The following is a 20,961-nucleotide window of genomic DNA, read 5'->3' as shown; positions in this document are numbered from 1 at the left end:
GGTGGCTCCCTCGGTTTGAGTGACGTTCAATCTGAAGTGCCCGAGGTTTGCTGTCAACCTTTCGGTCCAGCGAAATTCGTGTTTAGAGTGATGCTCTAAAGTCGAGTCTGGCAAGGAGGTGCCGCGTCGTGAGACTGACCCCCACGGAACGTGACCGGCTGCTGCTCTTCGGAGCCGCCGAGCTGGCCCGGGCGCGCAGGGCCCGCGGGTTGCGGCTGAACGTCCCGGAGGCGACCGCGCTCATCGCGGACACCGTGTGCGAGGCCGCCCGCGACGGGGCGCGGCTCGCCGAGGCGATCGAGCGCGCCCGCGGCGTGCTCGGGCCGGACGACGTGCTGCCGGGTGTGGCGGACGTCGTCACCGAGGTGCATGTGGAGGCGGTCTTCGACGACGGCTCACGGCTCGCCGTCGTCTCCGACCCCCTCGGCGGCGGACTCGGGGCCGAGGCCCCCGGCGCGCTGCTGCCGGGCCCGCGGCACGCCGAGCCGGAGGCGGCGCTGCGGCTCACGGTCACCAACACCGCGACCGTGCCCGTCTCCGTCACCTCCCACTTCCACTTCTTCGAGGCCAACCCGCGGCTCGACTTCCCGCGTGAGCGGGCCTACAGCATGCGGCTCGCCGTGCCCGCCGGGTCGTCCGTGCGCTTCGGGCCGGGGGAGAGCGTCGAGGTCGGACTCCTGCCGATCGGCGGAGAGCGGATCGCGATCGGGTTCGCGGGACTCGTCGACGGGCCGCTGGACGCGCCCGGCGCCCGCGCGGAGGCACTGCGCCGCGCCGCCGCCTGCGGCTACCTCGGCGTAACGGAAACACCCGACCAGGAGGTCGAGCGATGAGCCGCCCAGGAGGCCACCCCGCCGAGGCCCGCCGCCTGACGCCGTACGAGTACGCGGCCACCCACGGACCCCGCGCCGGGGACCGCATCCGGCTCGGTGACTCCGGGCTGACGATCCGCGTCGAGTCCGACTCCCAGCGCTACGGCGAGGAGTTCCTCGCCGGGTTCGGCAAGACCGCCCGGGACGGGCTGCACCTCAAGGCCGCCGCCGTCCGCGACACCTGCGACGTCGTCATCAGCAACGTCGTGGTCATCGACGCGGCGCTGGGGATCCGCAAGGTCTCCATCGGGATCAGGGAGGGCCGGATCTGCTCGATCGGCCGGGCCGGGAACCCCGACACCCTCGACGGGGTGGACGTCGTCGTCGGCACGGGCACCTCGATCGTGTCCGGCGAGGGGCTCATCGCCACTGCCGGAGCCGTCGACACCCACGTCCACCTGCTGTCGCCGCGCATCATGGAGGCCTCGCTCGCCTCCGGGGTGACCACGGTCATCGGCCAGGAGTTCGGGCCGGTGTGGGGCGTCGGCGTCAACTCGCCCTGGGCGCTGAAGCACGCCTTCAACGCCTTCGACGCCTGGCCGGTCAACATCGGCTTCCTCGGCCGGGGTTCGTCGTCCGACCGGGCGCCCTTGGTGGAGGCCCTCGCCGAGGGCGGCGCGTCCGGCTTCAAGGTGCACGAGGACATGGGCGCCCACACCCGCGCGCTGGACACGGCCCTGCGCGTCGCCGAGGAGCACGACGTCCAGGTCGCCCTGCACAGCGACGGGCTGAACGAGTGCCTGTCGGTCGAGGACACCCTGCGCGTCCTGGAGGGCCGCACCATCCACGCCTTCCACATCGAGGGCTGCGGCGGCGGACACGTCCCCAACGTGCTGAAGATGGCCGGGGTGCCGAACGTCATCGGCTCCTCCACCAACCCCACCCTGCCCTTCGGGCGGGACGCGGTCGCCGAGCACTACGGCATGATCGTCTCCGTCCACGACCTGAAGACGGACCTGCCCGGCGACGCCGCCATGGCCCGTGACCGCATCCGCTCCTCGACGATGGGCGCCGAGGACGTGCTGCACGACCTGGGCGCCATCGGCATCACCTCCTCCGACGCACAGGGCATGGGCCGGGCCGGCGAGACCGTCCGCCGCACCTTCGCGATGGCCGGGAAGATGAAGGCCGAGTTCGGCGCACCCGAGGACCACGACAACGAACGCGTCCTGCGCTACATGGCCAAGCTGACCATCAATCCGGCCATCGCCCACGGCCTCGCCCACGAGGTCGGCTCGATCGAGGTCGGCAAGCTGGCGGACATCGTGCTGTGGCGGCCGGAGTACTTCGGCGCCAAGCCGCAGCTCGTGCTGAAGTCCGGGTTCCCGGCGTACGGCGTGACCGGCGACCCGAACGCCGCCACCGACACCTGCGAACCCCTCGTCCTGGGCCCGCAGTTCGGGGCGTACGGCGCCACCCCCGCCGACATCTCCGTCGCCTTCGTCGCCCAGGCCGCCGTCGACCAGGGCAACGACACGATGCCGACCCGGCGCCGCAGGGTCGCCGTGCGCGGCACACGCGGCATCGGGCCCGCCGACCTGCGCCTCAACTCCCGTACCGGAGCGGTCGACGTCGACCAGCGCACGGGCCTGGTCACCCTCGACGGCGAGCCGCTGCACTCCGAGCCGGCCGAGTCCGTCTCCCTCAACCGCCTCTACTTCCTCTAAGGACCCCCCATGTCTGCTGCCTCCGACGGCTTCCGAATGCCCGCCGAGTGGACCCCGCACGAGCGCACCTGGATGGCCTGGCCGGGGCCGAACGTGACCTTCGAGGACGCCGAGGATCTCGTGGCGGCCCGCTCGGCCTGGGCGGCGGTCGCCCGTGCCGTGCGACGCTTCGAACCGGTGACGGTGGTATGCGGCCCGGGACGGTCCGAGGAGGCCCGGACGCTGCTCGGTCCGGGCGTGGAGACCGTGGAACGGGACCTCGACGACGCCTGGATGCGCGACATCGGCCCGACGTTCCTGACCAACGGTGCCGGTGAACTCGCCGCTGTCGACTGGACGTTCAACGGCTGGGGTGCGCAGGACTGGGCCCGCTGGGAGCACGACGCGAAGATCGCCGCGTATGTCTCGGACCTGGCCGGCTCGACGAGGACGTACGCCTCGAAGCTGGTGAACGAGGGCGGTGCGATCCATGTCGACGGCGAGGGGACGGTCCTGCTCACCGAGACCGTCCAGCTCGGTCCGGAGCGCAACCCGCACTGGACGCGGGAGGAGGTCGAGGCCGAGATCCACGCCATGCTCGGCACCCGCAAGGCGATCTGGCTGCCCCGCGGCCTCACCGGCGACTATCCGCCCTACGGCTTCGGCACCCTCGGCCACGTCGACATCGTCGCCGCCTTCGCCCGCCCCGGCGTCGTCGTGGCCCATGTGCAGCCCGACCCCGCGCACCCCGACCACGAGGTGACCCGGGAGACCGTCGGCCTGCTGCGGTCGCAGACGGACGCCCGCGGCCGCCGCCTGGAGGTCGTCGAGGTCCCCGCCCCGACCGTCCTGGAGACCGACGGCCACTGGGCCGACTACTCCTACATCAACCACTACCTCTGCAACGGCGGCGTGGTGCTCTGCGGCTTCGACGACCCGCGCGACGAGATCGCGGCCGGCATCTTCCGGCGGCTCTTCCCGGAGCGGACGGTGACCCTCGTCGACGCCCGTACGATCTTCGCGGGTGGTGGAGGCATCCACTGCATCACGCAACAGCAGCCGAAGATCTAGGAGCCGCAGATGGCCGGTGGGCGCAGGCAGGCGCCGCCCCGCGACGAGGTCCTCGCCGCCGCCATGGAGATGATCGCCGAGCGCGGTCTGGAGAAGCTCACCATGGCGGCGCTCGGCAATGAGGTCGGCATGAGCAGCGGCCATCTCCTGTACTACTTCCACTCCAAGGACGAGCTGCTGCTGCGCACCCTGGAGTGGAGCGAGGGGCGCCTGGGCACCGAGCGGGGCCGCCTCCTCACCCGGTCCGCCTCCGCCCGCGAGCGCCTCGACGCCTACGTCGACCTGTACGTCCCCGACGGCCACCGCGACCCGCACTGGACCCTGTGGCTGGAGGTCTGGAACCGCTCGCAGAACGCCGACGACGCCGCCCGCGACCGGCAGGCCGCCATCGAGGGCGCCTGGCACCGGGACCTGGTGGCGCTGCTGGCCGAAGGGGTGTCGAGGGGTGAATTCCCGGCGGTCGACCCGGACCGTTTCGCGGCGCGGCTGCGGGCGCTCCTCGACGGGTTCTCGATCCATGTCGCCATCGGGCTGCGGGGCACGGACCGAGCGCAGGTTCTGCGCCACGTAAGGGAGTTCCTCGACGACGCTCTCCTCGCGGACTCCTGAGCCAACGCCCTGGTTGTACGCAATATTGCGGATTGACCCTGTAGCCCGTGGTGCGTTTGCCTCGTGGGGAGCCCTCGGCGCGGGCCGGGGGGAAAGCGTCCACGGGGACAACAGGGGGAAACATGTCCAGAGCCGTGCGTGTGTCCGGTGCCTCCTTAGGGACGGCGCTGCTGCTCGCGCTCACCGCAACGACCGCAGCCGCCGCGCCGCACGCACCACGCGTCGAGATGGTCAGCACCGCCGCCGACGGTGCCCGGGCCGACGGCGCCTCCAGCGCCGCGATGATCACACCGAACGGGCGCTTCGCGGCGGATCGCGAGTTCGCCCTGACCTGGACCTCCGCGACCGTCGCCCAGGCCGCTCCGCAGGAGCCGCCGCGTACCGTGCGCGCGAGCACCGCCGCCGACGGCGGACAGGCCGACGGACCCTCCGGCGGCGCCGCGCTCGGCGCCGACGGCCGCCACGTCGCGTTCACGACCACCGCGCCGAGCTTCGGCTGCGCGCACTTCTTCCCGTGCCTGCTGGTGAAGGACGTGAGCACCGGCGCGGTCACCAGGATCGACCTCGGCAGCGGCTACACGTACGCCTCGCCGATGTTGAGCGCCGACGGCGGCCGGGTGGCCTTCTCCGCGGGCACCCGGTTCACGGCCCCCTACCTGTTCGACAGCGCCACGGGCCGTGCGGAGCGGCTGTGGCCCGAGAACCCGCCGGGCTCCGACGAGTTGGGCCGGGCGCAGTCGATCAGCCCGGACGGCACGCATGTCGCGTACACCATCGGCAACCGCAACGGCCCGCAGAACACCCGGCTCCTGTACGTCCGCGACACGGCCACCGGCACCGACGAGCTGATCTCGCCCGCCGAGGAGGGCCCGAAGGGCGGGGCCTCGGTGAGCGGCGACGGCATGCGGGTCGCCTACTCGGTCCAGACCGGCTCCGAGGACGACCCGAGGGACGTCTTCGTCAAGGACCGGGCGACGGGCGAACGGACCCAGGTCGACACCGGTCTCGGCGTCGCCTACCTGGTCCGCATCACCGCGGACGGGCGCCGCGTCCTGCTGGAGGCCGACGGCGGCCTGTACGTCCACGACCTCCGCACGGGGCGCTCTCGGCGGGTGGCCGACGGCTCTGTCTCCACCGCCACGGCGGACGGCCGGTACGCGGTCGTCTCGGGCGAGGACGGCACCCGGGTGCGCGATCTGCGGACCGGTTCGCGCGGGGCCGCCCTCCCGCCGACCGCCCAGGTGATGGATGGGGCGCTGGCCGCCAAGGGGCGTGCGGTCGCGTTCAGCGCGAGGGAGTCCCATCTGGTGCCGGGCGACACCAACGCGGAGTCGGACGTGTTCGTCTTCTCGGGCGAGCTGCGGAAGAACCCGGCCCCGATGCCCTCCGTCACCGAGCGGATCAGCATGACCCGGGACGGACAGCAGCGGTCCGGGGCGTCGTACGACCCGGTGATGGGGGAGGGCAAGGTCGTCGCCTTCACCTCGCAGGACGATGTGTTCGTCAACGCGGCCGGTGGCATCTCGCAGGTCGACTCCCCCGCGCAGAAGCCGTCGAGCGAGGGCACCCCCTGCTACAGCGGACGCATGGTGGGCTACGTGGCCCCGCTGGAGACGGACGGCGGACGGGGCGTCCACATCCGCAACCGCGCCGTCGGCAAGCTCACCAGCCTGGGCTCCTACCAGGGCGTCCGCTTCACCTGGATGGGACAGCCCGTCGTCGACCCGACCTGCCAGTGGGTCACCTACGCGGCTACCCTGCCCGCCACCGACGCCGATCCGCACCCGCAACCGCGGGTCTACCGCTTCCGGTTCAACGGCGGCACCACCGACGTCGTCAGCGCGCCGACGGGCCAGGCGGCGGGCAACCCGTCGATCAACTACGACGGCCGGTACATCGCCTTCGAGCAGGGCGGCGGCATCAAGGTCCGCGACCTGGACACCGGGGCCCTGGAGCAGGCAGCCGAGCACGGGTCGGCACCCTCGCTCAGCGCGGACGGCCGCAAGGTCGCCTTCCAGCAGGGCCGTGACATCCGCGTCCGTGACCTGGACACCGGCGCCACGACCCGCGTCAAGGGCACACAGCCCTCGCTGGCCGGGGACGGAACGGCGCTCGCGTACACCTCGGGCCGCGGCGTCCACCTGCTCGAACTCGCCACGGGCAAGCGGCAGTTGGTAAGCGTCGACCGATGGGGCGGCCGCAACGACCTGCCCGCCGGGCATCCGTCCGTCAACGCCGACGGCACCGTCGTGGCGTTCGAGTCGGCGTCACCCGATCTGGTGGAGGGTGACACCAACGGGGTAACGGACGTCTTCCTGCGGACAGTCCAGTAACAGCAACCGACCACGGGGGAACAAGCATGCACAGCACCAAGCGAGTCCGCGCGCTCGCCGTCGCCCTGGCCGCCACCACGGCGGCCCTGGCCGGGACACAGGCGAGCGCCGGACCCCGCGTCCCGTCCGTCGAGCGGGTCACCCTGTCGGCGACGGGGGAGCAGGGCAACGGCCACTCCTACGCGCCGGAGTTCAGCGCCGACGGCCGCCTCGCGGCCTTCACCGCGGACGCGTCCAACCTGGTGTCCGGCGACACCAACGAGGTGTCGGACGTCTTCGTGCGCGACCTGCGCACAGGGGCCGTCGAGCGGGTCAGCGTCGCCTCGGACGGCACCCAGGCCGACCAGCGGTCGACCGTGCAGGGCATCAGCGCCGACGGCCGGTACGTCCTGTTCCGCTCCAACGCCAGGAACCTGGTCCACTGGGACACCCCGCCGGCGGACGCCGGAGCCGACGACATCTATCTGCACGACCGGCGCACCGGCACCACGAAGCGGATCAGCGTCGCCTTCGACGGGGGTTCCGCCTACGCGGCCGGCGCCGCCATGTCGGACAACGCCCGCTACATCGCCTTCAACGCCAAGGCCGACCGGATGGAGGACGGAGCCGCCGACCTGTTCGGAGCCGTGTACGTCTTCGACCGCCGCACCGGCACGACCGAGCGGATCAGCAACCCGGACCGGCCCACCAACCCGGCGCTCTTCCAGGACGTGAGCGCCGACGGCCGGTACGTCCTCTACACCCAGCTCGTCCCGCGCAGCTCCAACGGGGTCACCTGGGTGCACGACCGCCGCACCGGCGCCGAGGAGCGGGTCAACGTCAAGGCCGACGGCTCCCCGGCACCGCGCTACGCGCTGCCCGCCACGCTCTCCGGGGACGGCCGCTCGGTCGCCTTCGAGAACGGGGACGAGGACCTGGTCCCCGGCGGCGGCCCGGACGCGTCCGACATCTACGTCCGCGACCTGCGCACCGACGTCACCCGGCGGATCGACGCCGGGCCCGACGGGGAGAGCATGCCCGACCGCCCCGTGCTCAGCGAGGACGGCCGGTACGTGGGCTACGAGGCCACCCCGCGCCTGCCCGACGGAACGCCCGGCCCCGCCAACATCTACCTCCGCGACCTGCGCACCGGCAGCACCCGCCTGGTCAGCGCGTCCGTCGCCGGCGGGCCCGTGACGGACGCGTCCGTCTGGCTGGCGTCGGTGAGCGCGGGGGCGGAGCGCCTCGGACTCAGCACCGCCTCGTCCCAGCTCGTCGCCGGCGACACCAACGACGTGAGCGACGGCTTCGTCCGCCGGCCGCGGTGATCAACGCAGTGTTCGCATCCTGAGACGGACGGTGAGCTCGGGGGCGGTCTGTGCCAGACTGCCTCCGTGCTCTCGTTCGCCATGATTATTGGCAGCAGGCGCGCCGGTCCGCAGTGACCACCACGTACGACCAGGTACGGGTGGACACCGTCGTCCTCGACCCGCGCGCAGACCTCTCGCACCCGCGAGGGGTTTTTCGCTTTTCTGGCCCACCTTCAGCCGGGAGCGCAGCGCGAGGGATCATTGGAGGACGGTGGAGCCGGTCATTCCGGTAACGACCGAGATCCAACTTCAGGAGCCTTGACACCATGACCGAACCCAGCGAGCTCGACGATTCGTTCCACGTCTTCGACACCACCCTGCGCGACGGCGCGCAGCGGGAGGGCATCAACCTCACCGTCGCGGACAAGCTGGCCATCGCACGGCACCTGGACGACTTCGGCGTGGGCTTCATCGAGGGCGGCTGGCCCGGCGCCAACCCGCGCGACACCGAGTTCTTCGCGCGCGCCCGGCAGGAGATCGACTTCAAGCACGCCCAGTTGGTCGCCTTCGGCGCCACCCGGCGCGCGGGCGGCAAGGCGTCCGAGGACCCGCAGGTCAACGCGCTGCTGGAGTCCGGTGCCCCGGTGATCACCCTGGTCGCGAAGTCCCACGACCGGCATGTCGAGCTCGCCCTGCGCACCACGCTGGACGAGAACCTGGAGATGGTCCGCGACACGGTGTCCTACCTGAGCGCGCAGGGCCGGCGCGTCTTCGTCGACTGCGAGCACTTCTTCGACGGCTACCGCGCCAACCCCGAGTACGCGAAGTCCGTCGTCCGTACGGCGTCGGAGGCCGGCGCGGACGTCGTGATCCTCTGTGACACCAACGGCGGCATGCTCCCCGCCCAGGTCCAGGCCGTCGTCTCCACCGTCCTCGCCGACACCGGCGCCCGGCTCGGCATCCACGCCCAGGACGACACCGGCTGCGCGGTCGCCAACACCCTCGCCGCGGTCGACGCGGGCGCGACCCACGTGCAGTGCACGGCCAACGGCTACGGCGAGCGCGTCGGCAACGCCAACCTCTTCCCGGTCGTGGCCGCCCTGGAGCTGAAGTACGGCAAGAAGGTCCTGCCCGACGGTCACCTGCGCGAGATGACCCGCATCTCGCACGCCATCGCCGAGGTCGTCAACCTCACCCCGTCGACGCACCAGCCGTACGTCGGCGTCTCCGCCTTCGCGCACAAGGCGGGACTGCACGCCTCCGCGATCAAGGTCGACCCGGACCTGTACCAGCACATCGCCCCCGAGCAGGTCGGCAACACCATGCGGATGCTGGTCTCCGACATGGCGGGCCGCGCCTCGGTCGAGCTCAAGGGCAAGGAGCTCGGCATCGACCTGGGCGGCGACCGGGAGCTGGTCGGCCGGGTAGTCGAGCGGGTCAAGGAGCGCGAGCTCAAGGGCTACACCTACGAGGCGGCGGACGCGAGCTTCGAACTCCTGCTGCGCGCCGAGGTCGAGGGCAAGCCGCTGAAGTACTTCCAGGTCGAGTCCTGGCGCGCGATCGTCGAGGACCGCCCCGACGGCAGCCACGCCAACGAGGCCACGGTCAAGCTCTTCGCCAAGGGCGAGCGCATCGTCGCCACGGCCGAGGGCAACGGCCCCGTCAACGCCCTGGACCGGGCGCTGCGGGTGGCGCTGGAGAAGATCTACCCGCAGCTCGCCAAGCTGGAGCTCGTCGACTACAAGGTCCGCATCCTGGAGGGCGTGCACGGCACCCAGTCCACCACCCGCGTACTGATCTCCACGTCCGACGGGGCGGGGGAGTGGTCGACGGTCGGCGTCGCGGAGAACGTCATCGCCGCGTCCTGGCAGGCCCTGGAGGACGCGTACACGTACGGCCTGCTGCGGGCCGGGGTGACGCCGGCGGAGTAGGCCGAACGGACCTCGCCGCCGCCCCCCGGCCCCGTCGTCCACGGCACAGTGGAGCCATGGACGACAAGGACACAGACGCCAGGCACTTCCTCGCCCGGGGGCAGGCGGCGACCCGGCTGCCCGCCCAGGACCTGGAGCGGGCCCGGCGCTTCTACGCCGAGAAGCTCGGTCTCGAGCCCGTCGACGAACGGCCCGGCGGGCTGCTGTACCGGTGCGGGGGCACGGAGTTCGCCGTGTACCAGTCGACGGGCGCCTCCCCCGGCACCTTCACCCAGATGGGATGGCAGGTCCAGGACGTCGAGGCGGTGGTCGCGGAACTCAGGCGGCGCGGCGTCGAGTTCGAGGAGGTCGACGTGCCCGGCCTGCGCACGGTCGACGGCATCGCCGACGTCGAGGGGCACTACCCGAGCAAGGGCTTTCGCGGGGAGCGCGCCGCCTGGTTCCACGACAGTGAGGGCAACCTGCTGGGCGTGGGCGAGCCGTACGCCTGAGGCCCCCCGCCCGGACGCTACTGAAGACGCCACTTCTGGTTGGCGGCGCCCGTGCAGCTCCAGATCTGGGCACGGGCGCCGTTCGCCGAGGAGTTGTCGCTCACGTCGAGGCACTTGTTCGCGGCACGGTTGACCACGTCGCCGGTGGACGCGTTGTACGACCACTGCTGCGCGCCCGAGCCGTTGCAGTCGTAGAGCTGGACCTTCGCCCCGTCCGCGGTCGAGCCGGACGTGACGTCCAGGCACTTGCCCAGCGCCCGCACCGACCCGTCGGACTGCACCGTCCACCGCTGGGCGGCCGAGCCGTTGCAGTCGTAGAGCTGCACCGCCGTGCCGTTGGCCGTCGAACCGCCCGCCACATCGAGGCACTTGTTCGCGAGGCCCACCAACGCTCCCGACTGCGAAGGCCCCTCGGTCTGCGTGCCCGACCAGGTGAAGGTCGCCGACGTCTTGCCCGGCAGCGAGTAAGTGGCGTGCTGCGAGCCCCAGTTGATCGTCACGGTCTTCGCGGCCGACGCGTCGTTGTAGGCGATCAGGGCCTTCGAGCCGTCGGGGTTGCGCCACGCCACGTTCGGCACCGAGGAGGACGCGGTCGACGCGATGCGCTGCGCACCCGGCTTCACGAACTTCGTCAGATGGCCCATGGTGTAGTACTCGACCGTGTAGTCGACCTGCCCGTGCCGCGAGTCGCCGTTGTGGACGGTGATCAGGCCGTCGCAGGTGCCGCAGCCGCCGTTGTGCGGACCGCGGTTCTGGTCCAGCGCGAGGGACCACTTGGTCACCGACTTCGCCCAGTTGCGGGTGTAGTCGATGATGTTCATCATGTCCTCGCGCTGCTGATCGGCGATCCAGGTGCCGCCCGAGTGCTCGGTGCCGAAGGCGTCGAGCTGCGGGTACTGGTTGTGCACCTGCGTCTGCTTGGCCACGTCGCCGCCGTACCCGTGCCAGGCGATCCCGCCGAAGTTCGGGTGGTTGCGCACCGCCGCGTCGTCGACCGTCTGCGCGGCGTAGGCGTCGTAGGTGTCCCAGTTCCAGTCGTGCGCCAGCACCTTGGTGGACAGCCCGGCCGCCTGGAGCTTGGGCAGCAGCTCGTTCTTGGTGAAGTACGCGAGCCCGCTCGCGTTCCAGCTCATCGACGGATAGCCCGAGCAGCACGTCGGTTCGTTCTGCGCGGTGACGTACGCGATCGGGACGCCCTGGGCCTGGTAGGCCTGGACGTACTTCACGAAGTACGAGGCGTACGTGCCGTAGTGCTCCGCCTTCAGCCAGCCGCCGTTGAGCTGCCCGTTGTCCTTCATCCAGGCCGGGGCCGTCCACGGGGAGGCCATCACGGTGAGCTGGGGGTTGAGCTGACGCGCCTGCCTGGTCAGGGGCACGACGTCCTGGAGGTCGTGTGCGATCGTGAACTCGGAGAGGTCGGGGTCCGTCTGCCCGGCCGGCATGTCGTCGTAGGTGTAGCCGAAGCGGGCGAGGTCCGAGCCGCCCATGGGGTTGCGCAGGAACGACAGCCCGATGCCCTCCGTCGGGGAGAACAGCTTGCGCATCGTGTCGTCCTTCGTGGCCTGCGACAGCGCGCCGCTGCCGTCCATCAGCCAGGCCGCGGTGTCCGTGAAGGACGCGCCGCCGCCGGTGAAGGTCTGGTAGCGGGTGTTCTCGTCGACGGTGATGTTCTCGCCGCCGCCGCCGGAGCCGGCCTGGAAGGCGAACGGCGTCTGCTGCTGGAGCCCGCGCACCACATGGCGGCCGCCGGAGTCGTCCGTCGTGGTGAGCCAGGCGGTGACCTGCTCGCCCGCGGCCTGCGCGGGCGCGGCCGCCGAGAAACCGGCCGTGGTGAGAAGCCCGGCGACAAGCAGCCCGAGCGTCCGAGTGGATCTCCTCATGGAGCGCAGCCCTTCTTCGGTGGGGGTTGGGGGGCGTGCGAGGCGTGAGTAAATGACGCCTTCGTGTACGCGTCAAGAGGTCTCGCGTTCACGAGATGAAGGGACAACGCCACTGATCCGGCCAGGACTTGGGAGTGCACCGGTTCTGACGTGAAGTCTTGACGCCAAATGACACCCCCAGTTAACTCAAGGCGTGAGGTAAGTCATAAGTGGACCATGAGAGTCGAGGGACGTTCCATGCGAAGAACCGCCCTGCTCGTCTCCGCCGCCCTCTTCACCACCCTGCTCCCGCTCACCGCCGCCGCCCCCGCCTCCGGCGCCGAGGACCCCGCCCCGGTCCCCGTGGACCGCTTCGAGGGCGAGGTCCCCTTCGCGCGCCCGCCCGCCGAGGGCCTGTTCACCTGGGGCGGCGACAACGACGACCCGCCCGCACTGACGCTGACCGCCCGCGACGACGCACCCGAGGGCGAGAAGGTCCTCGCCGGCACCTACGACATCAGCGGCTACGGCGGCTTCACCCACGACTTCGCCTTCGCCGAACCCGCCCACGACTGGTCCGCCCACAAGGGGATCCGCTTCTGGTGGGACGGCCGGAACAACGGCAAGAAGATCGCCTTCGAGCTCAAGGACGGCGGCGCCGACGGCGAGGCCAGCGAGCTCTGGACGACGTCGTTCACCGACGACTTCAGCGGCTGGAAACAGATCGAGCTGCCCTTCACCGCGTTCACTTATCGCACGGACTACCAGCCCGTCGGCGGCATCGACCACATCCTCGGCCTCACCGAGACCTGGGGCTACTCCGTCACCCTCCCCGCCGGCGCCAAGGGCGAATTCGCCATGGACGGCGTCGAGTTGTACGGCAGGGCCGACCAGTCGCTGCGCGCCTCCGTCCTCACCGACGCCGCCGTGTACCCGGTGCGCGAGGGCGACACGGCCGCCGTGCGGATCTCGGTCGCCACCACCGGGTCCGCCCCGCTCGACGAGCCCGTGACGGTCAGCTACGAGACCGCGGGCGGCAGCGCGGACGCCGGCAAGGACTACACGCCCGTCAGCGGGACGGTCACCTTCCCCGCCGGCACCGTCTCCGGCACCTCCCGCACCGTCCGCGTCCCCACCCTGAAGGACAGGTCCGCCGAGCCCGCCGAAACGGTCCCGCTGAAGCTGACGGTCGCCGGCGCCAAGGCTCCCGCCGAGACCCCGCAGGTCGTGGTCGACGCGCACGGACTGCCGTATCTGGACAGCAGGTTGCCGGTGAGGAAGCGCGTCGCCGACCTCCTCTCCCGCATGTCCCTGGCGGAGAAGGCCGGCCAGATGACGCAGGCCGAGCGCGGCGCCCTGACGAACGCGGGTGATGTCGCCGCGTACGACCTCGGCTCGATCCTGTCCGGTGGCGGCTCCACGCCGACGCCCAACACCCCGCAGGCCTGGGCCAGGATGATCGACGGCTTCCAGCTCCGGGCGCAGGCCACCCGCTTCCAGATCCCGCTGATCTACGGCGTCGACGCGGTGCACGGCCACAACAACCTGGTCGGCGCGACGATCATGCCGCACAACGTCGGTCTCGGCGCGACCCGCGACCCTGACCTCGCCTACCGCGCGGGCGCGGTGACGGCCGCCGAGACCCGGGCCACCGGTATCCCCTGGGACTTCGCGCCCTGCCTGTGCGTGACCCGGGACGACCGCTGGGGGCGGGCGTACGAGTCCTTCGGCGAGGACCCGGCCCTCGTCGACTCCATGGAGACGATCATCCAGGGCCTCCAGGGCGCCGCGAACGGCAGTGACCTGAAGGACGACGACAAGGTCCTCGCCACCGCCAAGCACTTCGTCGGCGACGGCGGCACCGGCTACGGCTCCTCCACCAACGGCACCTACACCATCGACCAGGGCGTCACCAAGGTCACCCGGCAGGAGCTGGAGGCCGTGCACCTGGCGCCGTACCGGACGGCCGTCGACCGCGGTGTCGGCACGGTCATGCCGTCGTACTCCTCGCTCGACCTCGTCGGCGACGGACAGGGCCCGGTCAAGATGCACGCCCGCGCCGACATGATCAACGGCGTGCTCAAGGACCGTATGGGCTTCGACGGCTTCGTCATCAGCGACTGGAACGGCATCGACCAGATCCCCGGCGACTACGCCTCCGACATCCGTACGTCGGTCAACGCCGGCCTCGACATGATCATGGCCCCGTACGCCTTCCGGGACTTCCACACCACGCTCGTGAAGGAGGTCGAGGCCGGACGCGTCAGCCGGGCGCGCATCGACGACGCCGTCTCCCGCATCCTCACCCAGAAGTTCCGGCTGGGACTCTTCGAGAAGCCGTACGCCGACACCGGCGGCGCGGCGAGGATCGGGTCCGCCGCCCACCGGTCCGTGGCGCGCGAAGCGGTGGCCGAGTCGCAGGTGCTGCTGAAGAACACCGGCGGCGTCCTGCCGCTGAGGAAGTCGCAGAAGGTGTACGTCGCCGGATCCAACGCCGACGACATCGGCAACCAGAGCGGCGGCTGGACGATCACCTGGCAGGGCTCGTCCGGGGACATCACGCCCGGCACGACGATCCTGGAGGCGATGCGAAAGAACTCCACGGCGCTGACGTACTCCAAGGACGCCTCCGCGCCCCTGACCGGCCACGACGTCGGCGTGGTCGTCGTCGGCGAGACCCCGTACGCCGAGGGCGTCGGGGACGTCGGCAACGGCCATGACCTGCGGCTGAGCGCCGCCGACCAGGCGGCCGTGGACAAGGTGTGCGGCGCGATGAAGTGCGCGGTGCTGATCGTCTCAGGGCGTCCGCAGCTCATCGACGACGAGCGCCTGGCCGGGATCGACGCCCTCGTCGCCTCCTGGCTGCCCGGCACCGAGGGCGACGGCGTGGCGGACGTCCTCTACGGCAGGCGGCCCTTCGGCGGACAGCTCCCCGTGACCTGGCCGAAGAGCGAGGCGCAACTGCCGATCAACGTCGGCGACACCTCCTACGACCCGCGGTTCCCCTACGGCTGGGGCCTGACCACGCTGACCAAGGTGCCCGCGGGCGGCGCCGCGACCCTCACGGCGCTCGGCATCGCGGCCCGCGCCGCCGAGAAGGCGGGCGCGCAGGCGGCGGGCCGTGCGCTCGTCACCAAGGCCCGGCTGATCGTCCAGCAGCGGGCGGCCGGCACGGGCATCACCGAGGCGGTGGCGAAACCCTTCGCCGACGCCGACCATCTGCTGCTGACCGGCCGGTACGGGGCGGCGGTGGAGAGGCTGAGCGCGGCGTACCGCGCGGCCTGAGCCGCCGTACGGCACGCGGCGGGACGCCGTGCGGCCGCCGGTCCCGGTGGGATCCAGCCACCGGGACCGGCGCCTTTGCCCCTCGCATCAGGTAGCGTCGAGAGTATGAGGACTCCGCTCTTCCGGGGCCTCATGCGCTCGCTGATCGTGCCGGTCGCCGCCGCAGTGGCGGTGCTCACGGCAGGCGCGACCGGCGCACATGCGGCCACCGACCTATCGCAGGTCGCCGAGGCGCTGCGCGACGGGCCCGTGTACGTGGACCCCGCCGCCTCGGACCAGCTCTCGTCGGCGGACGCCGAGGCGCTCGCCGACAAGATCGAGGACGCCGACAAACCGGTCTTCGTCGCCGTTCTGCCGGCCGACCAGCCGACCAAGGACCTCCTGCTGAACCTCCGTACGGAAACCGGCATCACGGGCCTGTACGGCGTCCGCGTCGGCGACCGGTTCGACGCGGCGGCCGACTCCTCGGTGATGTCCCGGCAGGCGGTCGACAACCTGGTCGCCTCGGTGCAGAGCGCCGGCGACCCCAAGGCCCAGCTCAACGACTTCGTCGACGCGGCGCTGCGCAACGTGGGCGGCACGGCGCCCGCCAGTTGGAGCGACGGCGGCGGCTCGGGCGTGGACGCCAGCGGTCTGATCGCCGTCGGCGCGGTGGTGGCCGCGGGCGGCGCGGGCGCGTACGCGCTGGTGCGGCGCAACCGGCGGCGCCACGAGGCGGAGCAGCGCGCGGCGCTGGAGAAGCTGCGGGTCGTGGTCGACGAGGACATCACCGCGTTCGGCGAGGAACTGGACCGGCTGGACTTCCACCCGGCGGAGTCCGGCGCCGACGACGCGATGCGCGCGGACTACGAGCGGGCCCTGGACTCCTACGAGCAGGCGAAACGGCTGATGGACTCCGCCCGGAAACCGGAGGACGTCAAGGCCGTCACACAGGCCCTGGACGACGGCAGATTCTCCCTCACCCAGCTCGCCGCCCGCCGGGAGCACAAGCCGTTGCCGCAGCGCCGGCCGCCGTGCTTCTTCGACCCGCGGCATGGCCCGTCGGTGGCCGACGAGACCTGGACGCCACCCGGTGGCGCCGCCCGCGAGGTCCCGGTCTGCGCGGCCGACCGCACCCGCCTGTCCGAGGGCCGCGACCCCGTGGTCCGCGAGGTGGACACCGAGCAGGGCCGCCGCCCGTACTGGGAGGCCGGCCCCGCCTACGGCCCCTGGGCCGGCGGCTACTTCGGCGGCGGCATCCTCCCGGGTCTCCTGGTCGGCACGCTGCTGGGCAGCATGATGGCCGGGCCGGCCTATGCGGCCGACTACGGCGCGGGCTACGGCTACGGCGGTGGCGGCTACGAGGGCGGTGACGTGTCCGGGGCGGACTTCGACAGCGGCGACTTCGGCGGCGGCTTCGGGGGCGGTGACTTCGGCGGAGGCGGTGACTTCGGCGGGGGCTTCTGAGGACCCTCCGGTGTCCTCGGGGAACCTCTAGGCGAACGCGCCCGCGGAAGCGGTGTGCTCGGCCCGGGTGTCGTCCCGGCTGCCCGCCCGTATGTGTCCCGGCCGGGCGGCGAGGAGTCCGGCTGTCGCCTCGGGAACCACCAGGGCGATCAGGACGGCGAGGGGCACGCGCCAGCCGTCGGACACGTCGTGGAGGACCCCCAACGCCAGCGGACCGAGGCCGGCCAGCAGGTAGCCGACGGTCTGCGCCATCCCCGAGAGCTCGGCGGCGACCCGCGGTCCGTCCGCGCGCAGCCCGAGCAGCGTCATCGCCAGCGGGAAGGCGCTGCCGGTCGCCACGCCGAGCAGGCACACCCACGCCCAGCCGAGCGCGGGGAACAGCAGCAGGCCCGCGAGGGAGAGCAGTTTCGCCGCCGTCACGGCCACCACCAGGAGCCGCTGGCCGCGCATCCGGGCGGCGACGAGGGGGACGAGGAAACCCAGCGGGATGCCGATGGCCAGCATCACCGACATCATCAGTCCGGCCTCGCCGGGCGAGTACCCGCTCGCCCGCATGATCTGCGGCAGCCACGCCACCAGCGCGTAGAACATCAGCGACACGAGCCCCAGGAACGCCGACACCCACCAGGCGAGCGCCCGCCGCAGTAAGGATCCGCCCGACGCGCGCGGCGTCGCAGGCGGCGTCCGGCGATGCCTGCCCCGCGCCCCGGGGGCGGCCAGCAGCCCCCACACCGCCGCGGCCGGCACCGCCGGCACCGCCCACAGCGCCAGCGCGAACTGCCAGTCGGTCGCCGCCGCGAGCGGCACCGCGACTGCGGCGGCGAGGGCGCCGGAGACGGCCATGAGGGTCATGGCGAGGCCGGTGAACAGGCCGATCCGGCGGCCGAAGTGATCCTTGATGATCGCGGGCAGCAGCACATTGCCGACGGCGATGGCGGCCCCGGACAGCACCGTTCCGGCGAACAGCGCCGCCGGCCACGGCACCGCCCGCACGGCGGTGCCGAGCGCCAGCACCCACGCGGCGGCACACACCGCGGCCTGCGTTCCGAAGCGCCGGGCCAGCCGGGGCGCGAGCCAGGCGAAGGCGCCCAGGCACAGCACCGGCAACGTCGCCAGCACGCTGACCTGCGTGCCGGTGAGCGCCAGAGCCGCTTGTACGTTCCCGATGAGCGGCGGGGTCCCGGTGATCGCCGCGCGCAGATTGACGGCCAGCAGTATCAGACCGGTGATGAGCCACAGTCTGGTTGTCACGTTCTCTTCCCCCGTGTACGCGACGGCGGCCCCCTCCTCCGTCCAGGAGGGGGCCGCCGGGCTTTGTGGTGGTGCTCGATGTGCTTCGGACGCCGCGTGTGCGCCGGTCAGACGCGCATGCCGTGGTCGACCGGACACGTCGCCCGGCCGGCGCTGCGGAACGCCGCACCGGTCGCCCCGGGGGAGGCGGGCGAGCCGAGCTGCTTGAGGATCTCGTCGGACAGCAGGTCCTCCTTGCCCTTGAGGGCGTCGGCGACCTTGGTGTCGGAGACGAACACCAGCTCCGCGGCGATGTTGTCCTGCACGATCCGCGCGAGGTTGTCCAACGCCACCCCGATCGGGTCCGACGGCAACTGTGCCGTGGGGATGTCGATCAGATGGGTGTTCACCTTCTTCTGGTTCATCATCGGCTTGATGATGATCTCGGCCTGGTTCAGCACCGATGTCGTCCAGATCGACAGCACCACCGTGTAGAGGTCGGCCCAGGCCGCCTCGCCGATCTGCGCCCGCCACTTCCTGCACAGGCCCTGCACTGCGGAGATCTGGGCCTCGGCGGCGTACTGCATGTTCACCCGGATCGCCGGGTACACGCGGCCCGCGAACACCTGGAACGAGGCGATGTCGAAGGCGCGGGCGCGAATGGAGTCGGCGATGAACGTCAGCGCCTCGTCGAGGATCTTCGCGCAGGCGTTGTGCAGGTTCTGCGGCAGGGCCGCCGTGGCGAGGTTGTTCTTCGCCGTGGTCAGTGTGTCCGCGAAGGCCTTCAGCGGCGTGGTCCAGGCGTCGGTGCCGGGGCCCTTCATCGCCACCATGTCGAGGTCGTGGGCGTCGATCCGGTCGCCGTTGGGAACCCCCGGGACCCTGTCCGAGAGGTACTCCGCGATCGTGGAGAAGACGCCCAGCGGGACATGGGCGATGGACTTCGCCAGCTCGAACTCCTCCGCCACCGGGTGCTCGACGTACTGCTTGCCCGCGTGGACGAGGGTGAACGTGCCGCCCTTCGCGTCGTTCTGCACCACGATGACCGGCCCGAGGTTCTTGACCAGGTCGGCCTTCAGGGCCGCGTAGTTGGTGCGCATCGCCGCGTTCACCGCGCGGATGGAGTCGCGGGCGGCGGTCCGGGTGGACACCGCCTCCGCGGCCGGGGCGGCGTCGAGGACGGATGCCGTGTCGGCCTGGGCCACCGAGTGCCCCAGGAACGTCGCGGCGCCTATCCCGCCGGCGCCACCGATGAATTTCCGGCGTGTTGCCATGACTTGCTCTCCGTAGCGAATCGGTCGTCGGGTGTTCCCGCCGTGGGGGAAGCGGTGGTGTGGGGGGAACAGACCCGCCGGGAGCCGTCGATGGCCGGGACGCGGGGAGCGATGCGAGGAGGGCCCGCCCCTCTCCGGCGGCATGGCGCTGCGGGGGCCGCCGGAGAGAGAACCGCGGGCAGTGCTACGTGAGCGCGGTGTGGGAGGGGACGACGACGCCGTACAGGTCGGCGATCGTCGCCAGCGCGCTGCGGTGGATCTGGTCGGCGGACAGACCGCCGCCGACCGACGGCAGCGGCCGGGTGGCGCACGCGTCCGCGACCACGGTGGGCTTGTTCCCGCGCAGGAACGCGCCCTCCGCGGTGAACGTCACGCACATGTGCGTCATGAACCCGGCGATGACCAGGTGCTCGTTGCCCGCCTTGTCGACCAGGTCGCCGAGGCCGGTGTTCACGAAGGCGTTCGGGACCTTCTTCACCACGGTCCGCTCACCCGGCGCGGGCCTGACCCTGTCGTGGATGCGGCCGATCGGCCGGCGGATGTCGTACGGGGTGTCCGCCCCGCCGTCGTTGACGATGTGGATGACCGTCGTGCCCGCCTTCCGGGCCGCCTTCAGCAGCTCGGCCGCGGCGTCCAGGGCGGGCCGCCACCCGTCGAGTTCCATCACACCGCGGGTGTAGGTGTTCTGGTAGTCGACCATGACCAGGGTGGCGGAGGCGAGCGAAGCCGGCTTGTCCGCAAGGCCGTTGAGGCCGCGCAGCGTCGTCGTGCCCGAGGTGTCCGCCTCCGCCGCCTGCGCGGGGGAGTCGCCGAGCCGGGTGACGCCGAACGCCGTGGCGCCGCCGACCACGGCCGCGCCGCCGATCTTCAGCAGCCCGCGGCGGGACGTGCCTGCCTGCCCCCGCTCCGCCACGTCAGGCCAGCTCCTTCCCGGACGCTACGACGACGCCGTACGCGTCGGCGATGGCCGCCAGCGCGCTGCGGTGCAGCTCGTCGGCGGACACGTTCACGATCGACCGGGTGGCGCACGTGTCCGCCGGGACCGTGGGCGGGTTGCCGCGCAGGGCCGCGGACGCCGAGGTGTACGCGATGCACATGTGGGTCATGAACCCGGCGACGATCACGGTCTCGTTCCCGGCCCTGTCCACCAGCTCGCCGAGCTCGGTGCCGTGGAAGGCGTCCGGGGCCTGCTTGACGACCACCGGCTCGCCCTCGACCGGGGCCACGTCGGGGTGGATCCGCCCGATGTCCGCGCGGATGTCGTACGCCGAACCCTCGCCGCCGTCGTGCTGGACGTGGATGACCGCGGCGCCGGCCTCGCGGGCACGGGACAGCAGATCCGAGGCGGCTGCCAGGGCCGGCTTCCAGCCGTCGAGTTCCATCGCACCGCGGGTGTAGGTGTTCTGGTAGTCGACGAGGATCAGCGTCGAGGACGCGAGGGCCGCGGGGGTGTCGTCGGCACCGCCGAGTTCGCGCAGCGTCTTGCTTGCCACAGGTCTGCTCCAAGGGTCGGGGGACTCGGGCGAGTTGTTCAACAGGTTGTTGAACACGTATGCGACGCTATGGCTCGCACCGGGCTGTCGGCAATGACGTGCTATTTGCAGAAACCGACGCCCGCGTCCGCG

The 20,961-nt window shown here is 71.7% G+C and carries 15 protein-coding genes; 10 read left to right on the top strand and 5 right to left on the bottom strand.

Annotated features, from left to right (window positions below):
• Window positions 1–128: 128 nt before the first annotated feature.
• From ureA to ACZ69Q_RS38205, 8 genes are all read left to right on the top strand, one after another.
• A complete protein-coding gene (gene ureA / locus ACZ69Q_RS38240; protein ID WP_471051437.1) occupies window positions 129–833 on the top strand; it encodes an urease subunit gamma in 705 nt (234 codons plus the stop codon).
• Window positions 830–2,539: an urease subunit alpha gene (locus ACZ69Q_RS38235; protein WP_471051434.1), complete on the top strand. Its 1,710-nt coding sequence runs from the start codon at window positions 830–832 to the stop codon at window positions 2,537–2,539. Before ureA ends, ACZ69Q_RS38235 begins: the two co-directional genes overlap by 4 nt.
• A 9-nt stretch (window positions 2,540–2,548) precedes the next feature.
• On the top strand, window positions 2,549–3,589 hold the full coding sequence (locus tag ACZ69Q_RS38230) for an agmatine deiminase family protein (RefSeq protein ID WP_471051431.1): 1,041 nt from the start codon (window positions 2,549–2,551) through the stop codon (window positions 3,587–3,589).
• A 9-nt stretch (window positions 3,590–3,598) separates the two neighbouring features.
• A complete protein-coding gene (locus ACZ69Q_RS38225) occupies window positions 3,599–4,198 on the top strand; it encodes a TetR/AcrR family transcriptional regulator (protein WP_471051428.1) in 600 nt (199 codons plus the stop codon).
• Window positions 4,199–4,320: 122 nt separating this feature from the next.
• Entirely contained in the window at window positions 4,321–6,531 is a 2,211-nt protein-coding gene (locus tag ACZ69Q_RS38220; RefSeq protein WP_471051426.1) for a hypothetical protein, read from the top strand.
• A 26-nt stretch (window positions 6,532–6,557) separates the two neighbouring features.
• Entirely contained in the window at window positions 6,558–7,838 is a 1,281-nt protein-coding gene (locus ACZ69Q_RS38215; protein WP_471051423.1) for a TolB family protein, read from the top strand.
• Window positions 7,839–8,146: 308 nt separating this feature from the next.
• Window positions 8,147–9,751, top strand: coding sequence for a citramalate synthase (gene cimA, locus ACZ69Q_RS38210; RefSeq protein ID WP_471051420.1), 1,605 nt, complete (start codon window positions 8,147–8,149; stop codon window positions 9,749–9,751).
• A 56-nt stretch (window positions 9,752–9,807) separates the two neighbouring features.
• Window positions 9,808–10,242 carry a VOC family protein gene (locus tag ACZ69Q_RS38205; RefSeq protein ID WP_471051418.1) on the top strand — a complete coding sequence of 145 codons (435 nt, stop codon included), beginning with the start codon at window positions 9,808–9,810 and terminating at the stop codon, window positions 10,240–10,242.
• Between the two features lie 17 nt (window positions 10,243–10,259).
• Here the strand turns inward: ACZ69Q_RS38205 and ACZ69Q_RS38200 are convergent, their stop codons facing one another.
• Window positions 10,260–12,122: a lectin gene (locus tag ACZ69Q_RS38200; RefSeq protein ID WP_471051415.1), complete on the bottom strand. Its 1,863-nt coding sequence runs from the start codon at window positions 12,120–12,122 to the stop codon at window positions 10,260–10,262.
• Between the two features lie 237 nt (window positions 12,123–12,359).
• Here ACZ69Q_RS38200 and ACZ69Q_RS38195 point away from each other — a divergent pair, with 237 nt between their 5' ends.
• Entirely contained in the window at window positions 12,360–15,386 is a 3,027-nt protein-coding gene (locus ACZ69Q_RS38195; RefSeq protein WP_471051412.1) for a glycoside hydrolase family 3 protein, read from the top strand.
• Window positions 15,387–15,491: 105 nt separating this feature from the next.
• On the top strand, window positions 15,492–16,832 hold the full coding sequence (locus ACZ69Q_RS38190; RefSeq protein WP_471051409.1) for a hypothetical protein: 1,341 nt from the start codon (window positions 15,492–15,494) through the stop codon (window positions 16,830–16,832).
• A 27-nt stretch (window positions 16,833–16,859) separates the two neighbouring features.
• Here ACZ69Q_RS38190 and ACZ69Q_RS38185 read toward each other — a convergent pair whose 3' ends face one another.
• The 4 genes from ACZ69Q_RS38185 to ACZ69Q_RS38170 all read right to left on the bottom strand — a co-directional run bounded on the left by ACZ69Q_RS38185 (window position 16,860) and on the right by ACZ69Q_RS38170 (window position 20,829).
• The gene (locus ACZ69Q_RS38185) at window positions 16,860–18,083 is read right to left on the bottom strand and encodes an MFS transporter (RefSeq protein WP_471051406.1); all 1,224 of its coding nucleotides are present in this window, start codon (window positions 18,081–18,083) and stop codon (window positions 16,860–16,862) included.
• A 107-nt stretch (window positions 18,084–18,190) separates the two neighbouring features.
• Entirely contained in the window at window positions 18,191–19,336 is a 1,146-nt protein-coding gene (locus tag ACZ69Q_RS38180; protein WP_471051403.1) for a hypothetical protein, read from the bottom strand.
• Window positions 19,337–19,520: 184 nt separating this feature from the next.
• A complete protein-coding gene (locus ACZ69Q_RS38175) occupies window positions 19,521–20,096 on the bottom strand; it encodes a cysteine hydrolase family protein (protein ID WP_471051505.1) in 576 nt (191 codons plus the stop codon).
• A 154-nt stretch (window positions 20,097–20,250) separates the two neighbouring features.
• Window positions 20,251–20,829 carry a cysteine hydrolase family protein gene (locus ACZ69Q_RS38170; protein WP_471051400.1) on the bottom strand — a complete coding sequence of 193 codons (579 nt, stop codon included), beginning with the start codon at window positions 20,827–20,829 and terminating at the stop codon, window positions 20,251–20,253.
• Window positions 20,830–20,961: the final 132 nt, after the last annotated feature.

It is taken from the genome of Streptomyces sp. NPDC036764 (genome assembly GCF_055609385.1).
The sequence above is the reverse complement of the archived record's forward strand: the minus strand, read 5'-3'. Positions and strand labels throughout refer to the sequence as shown.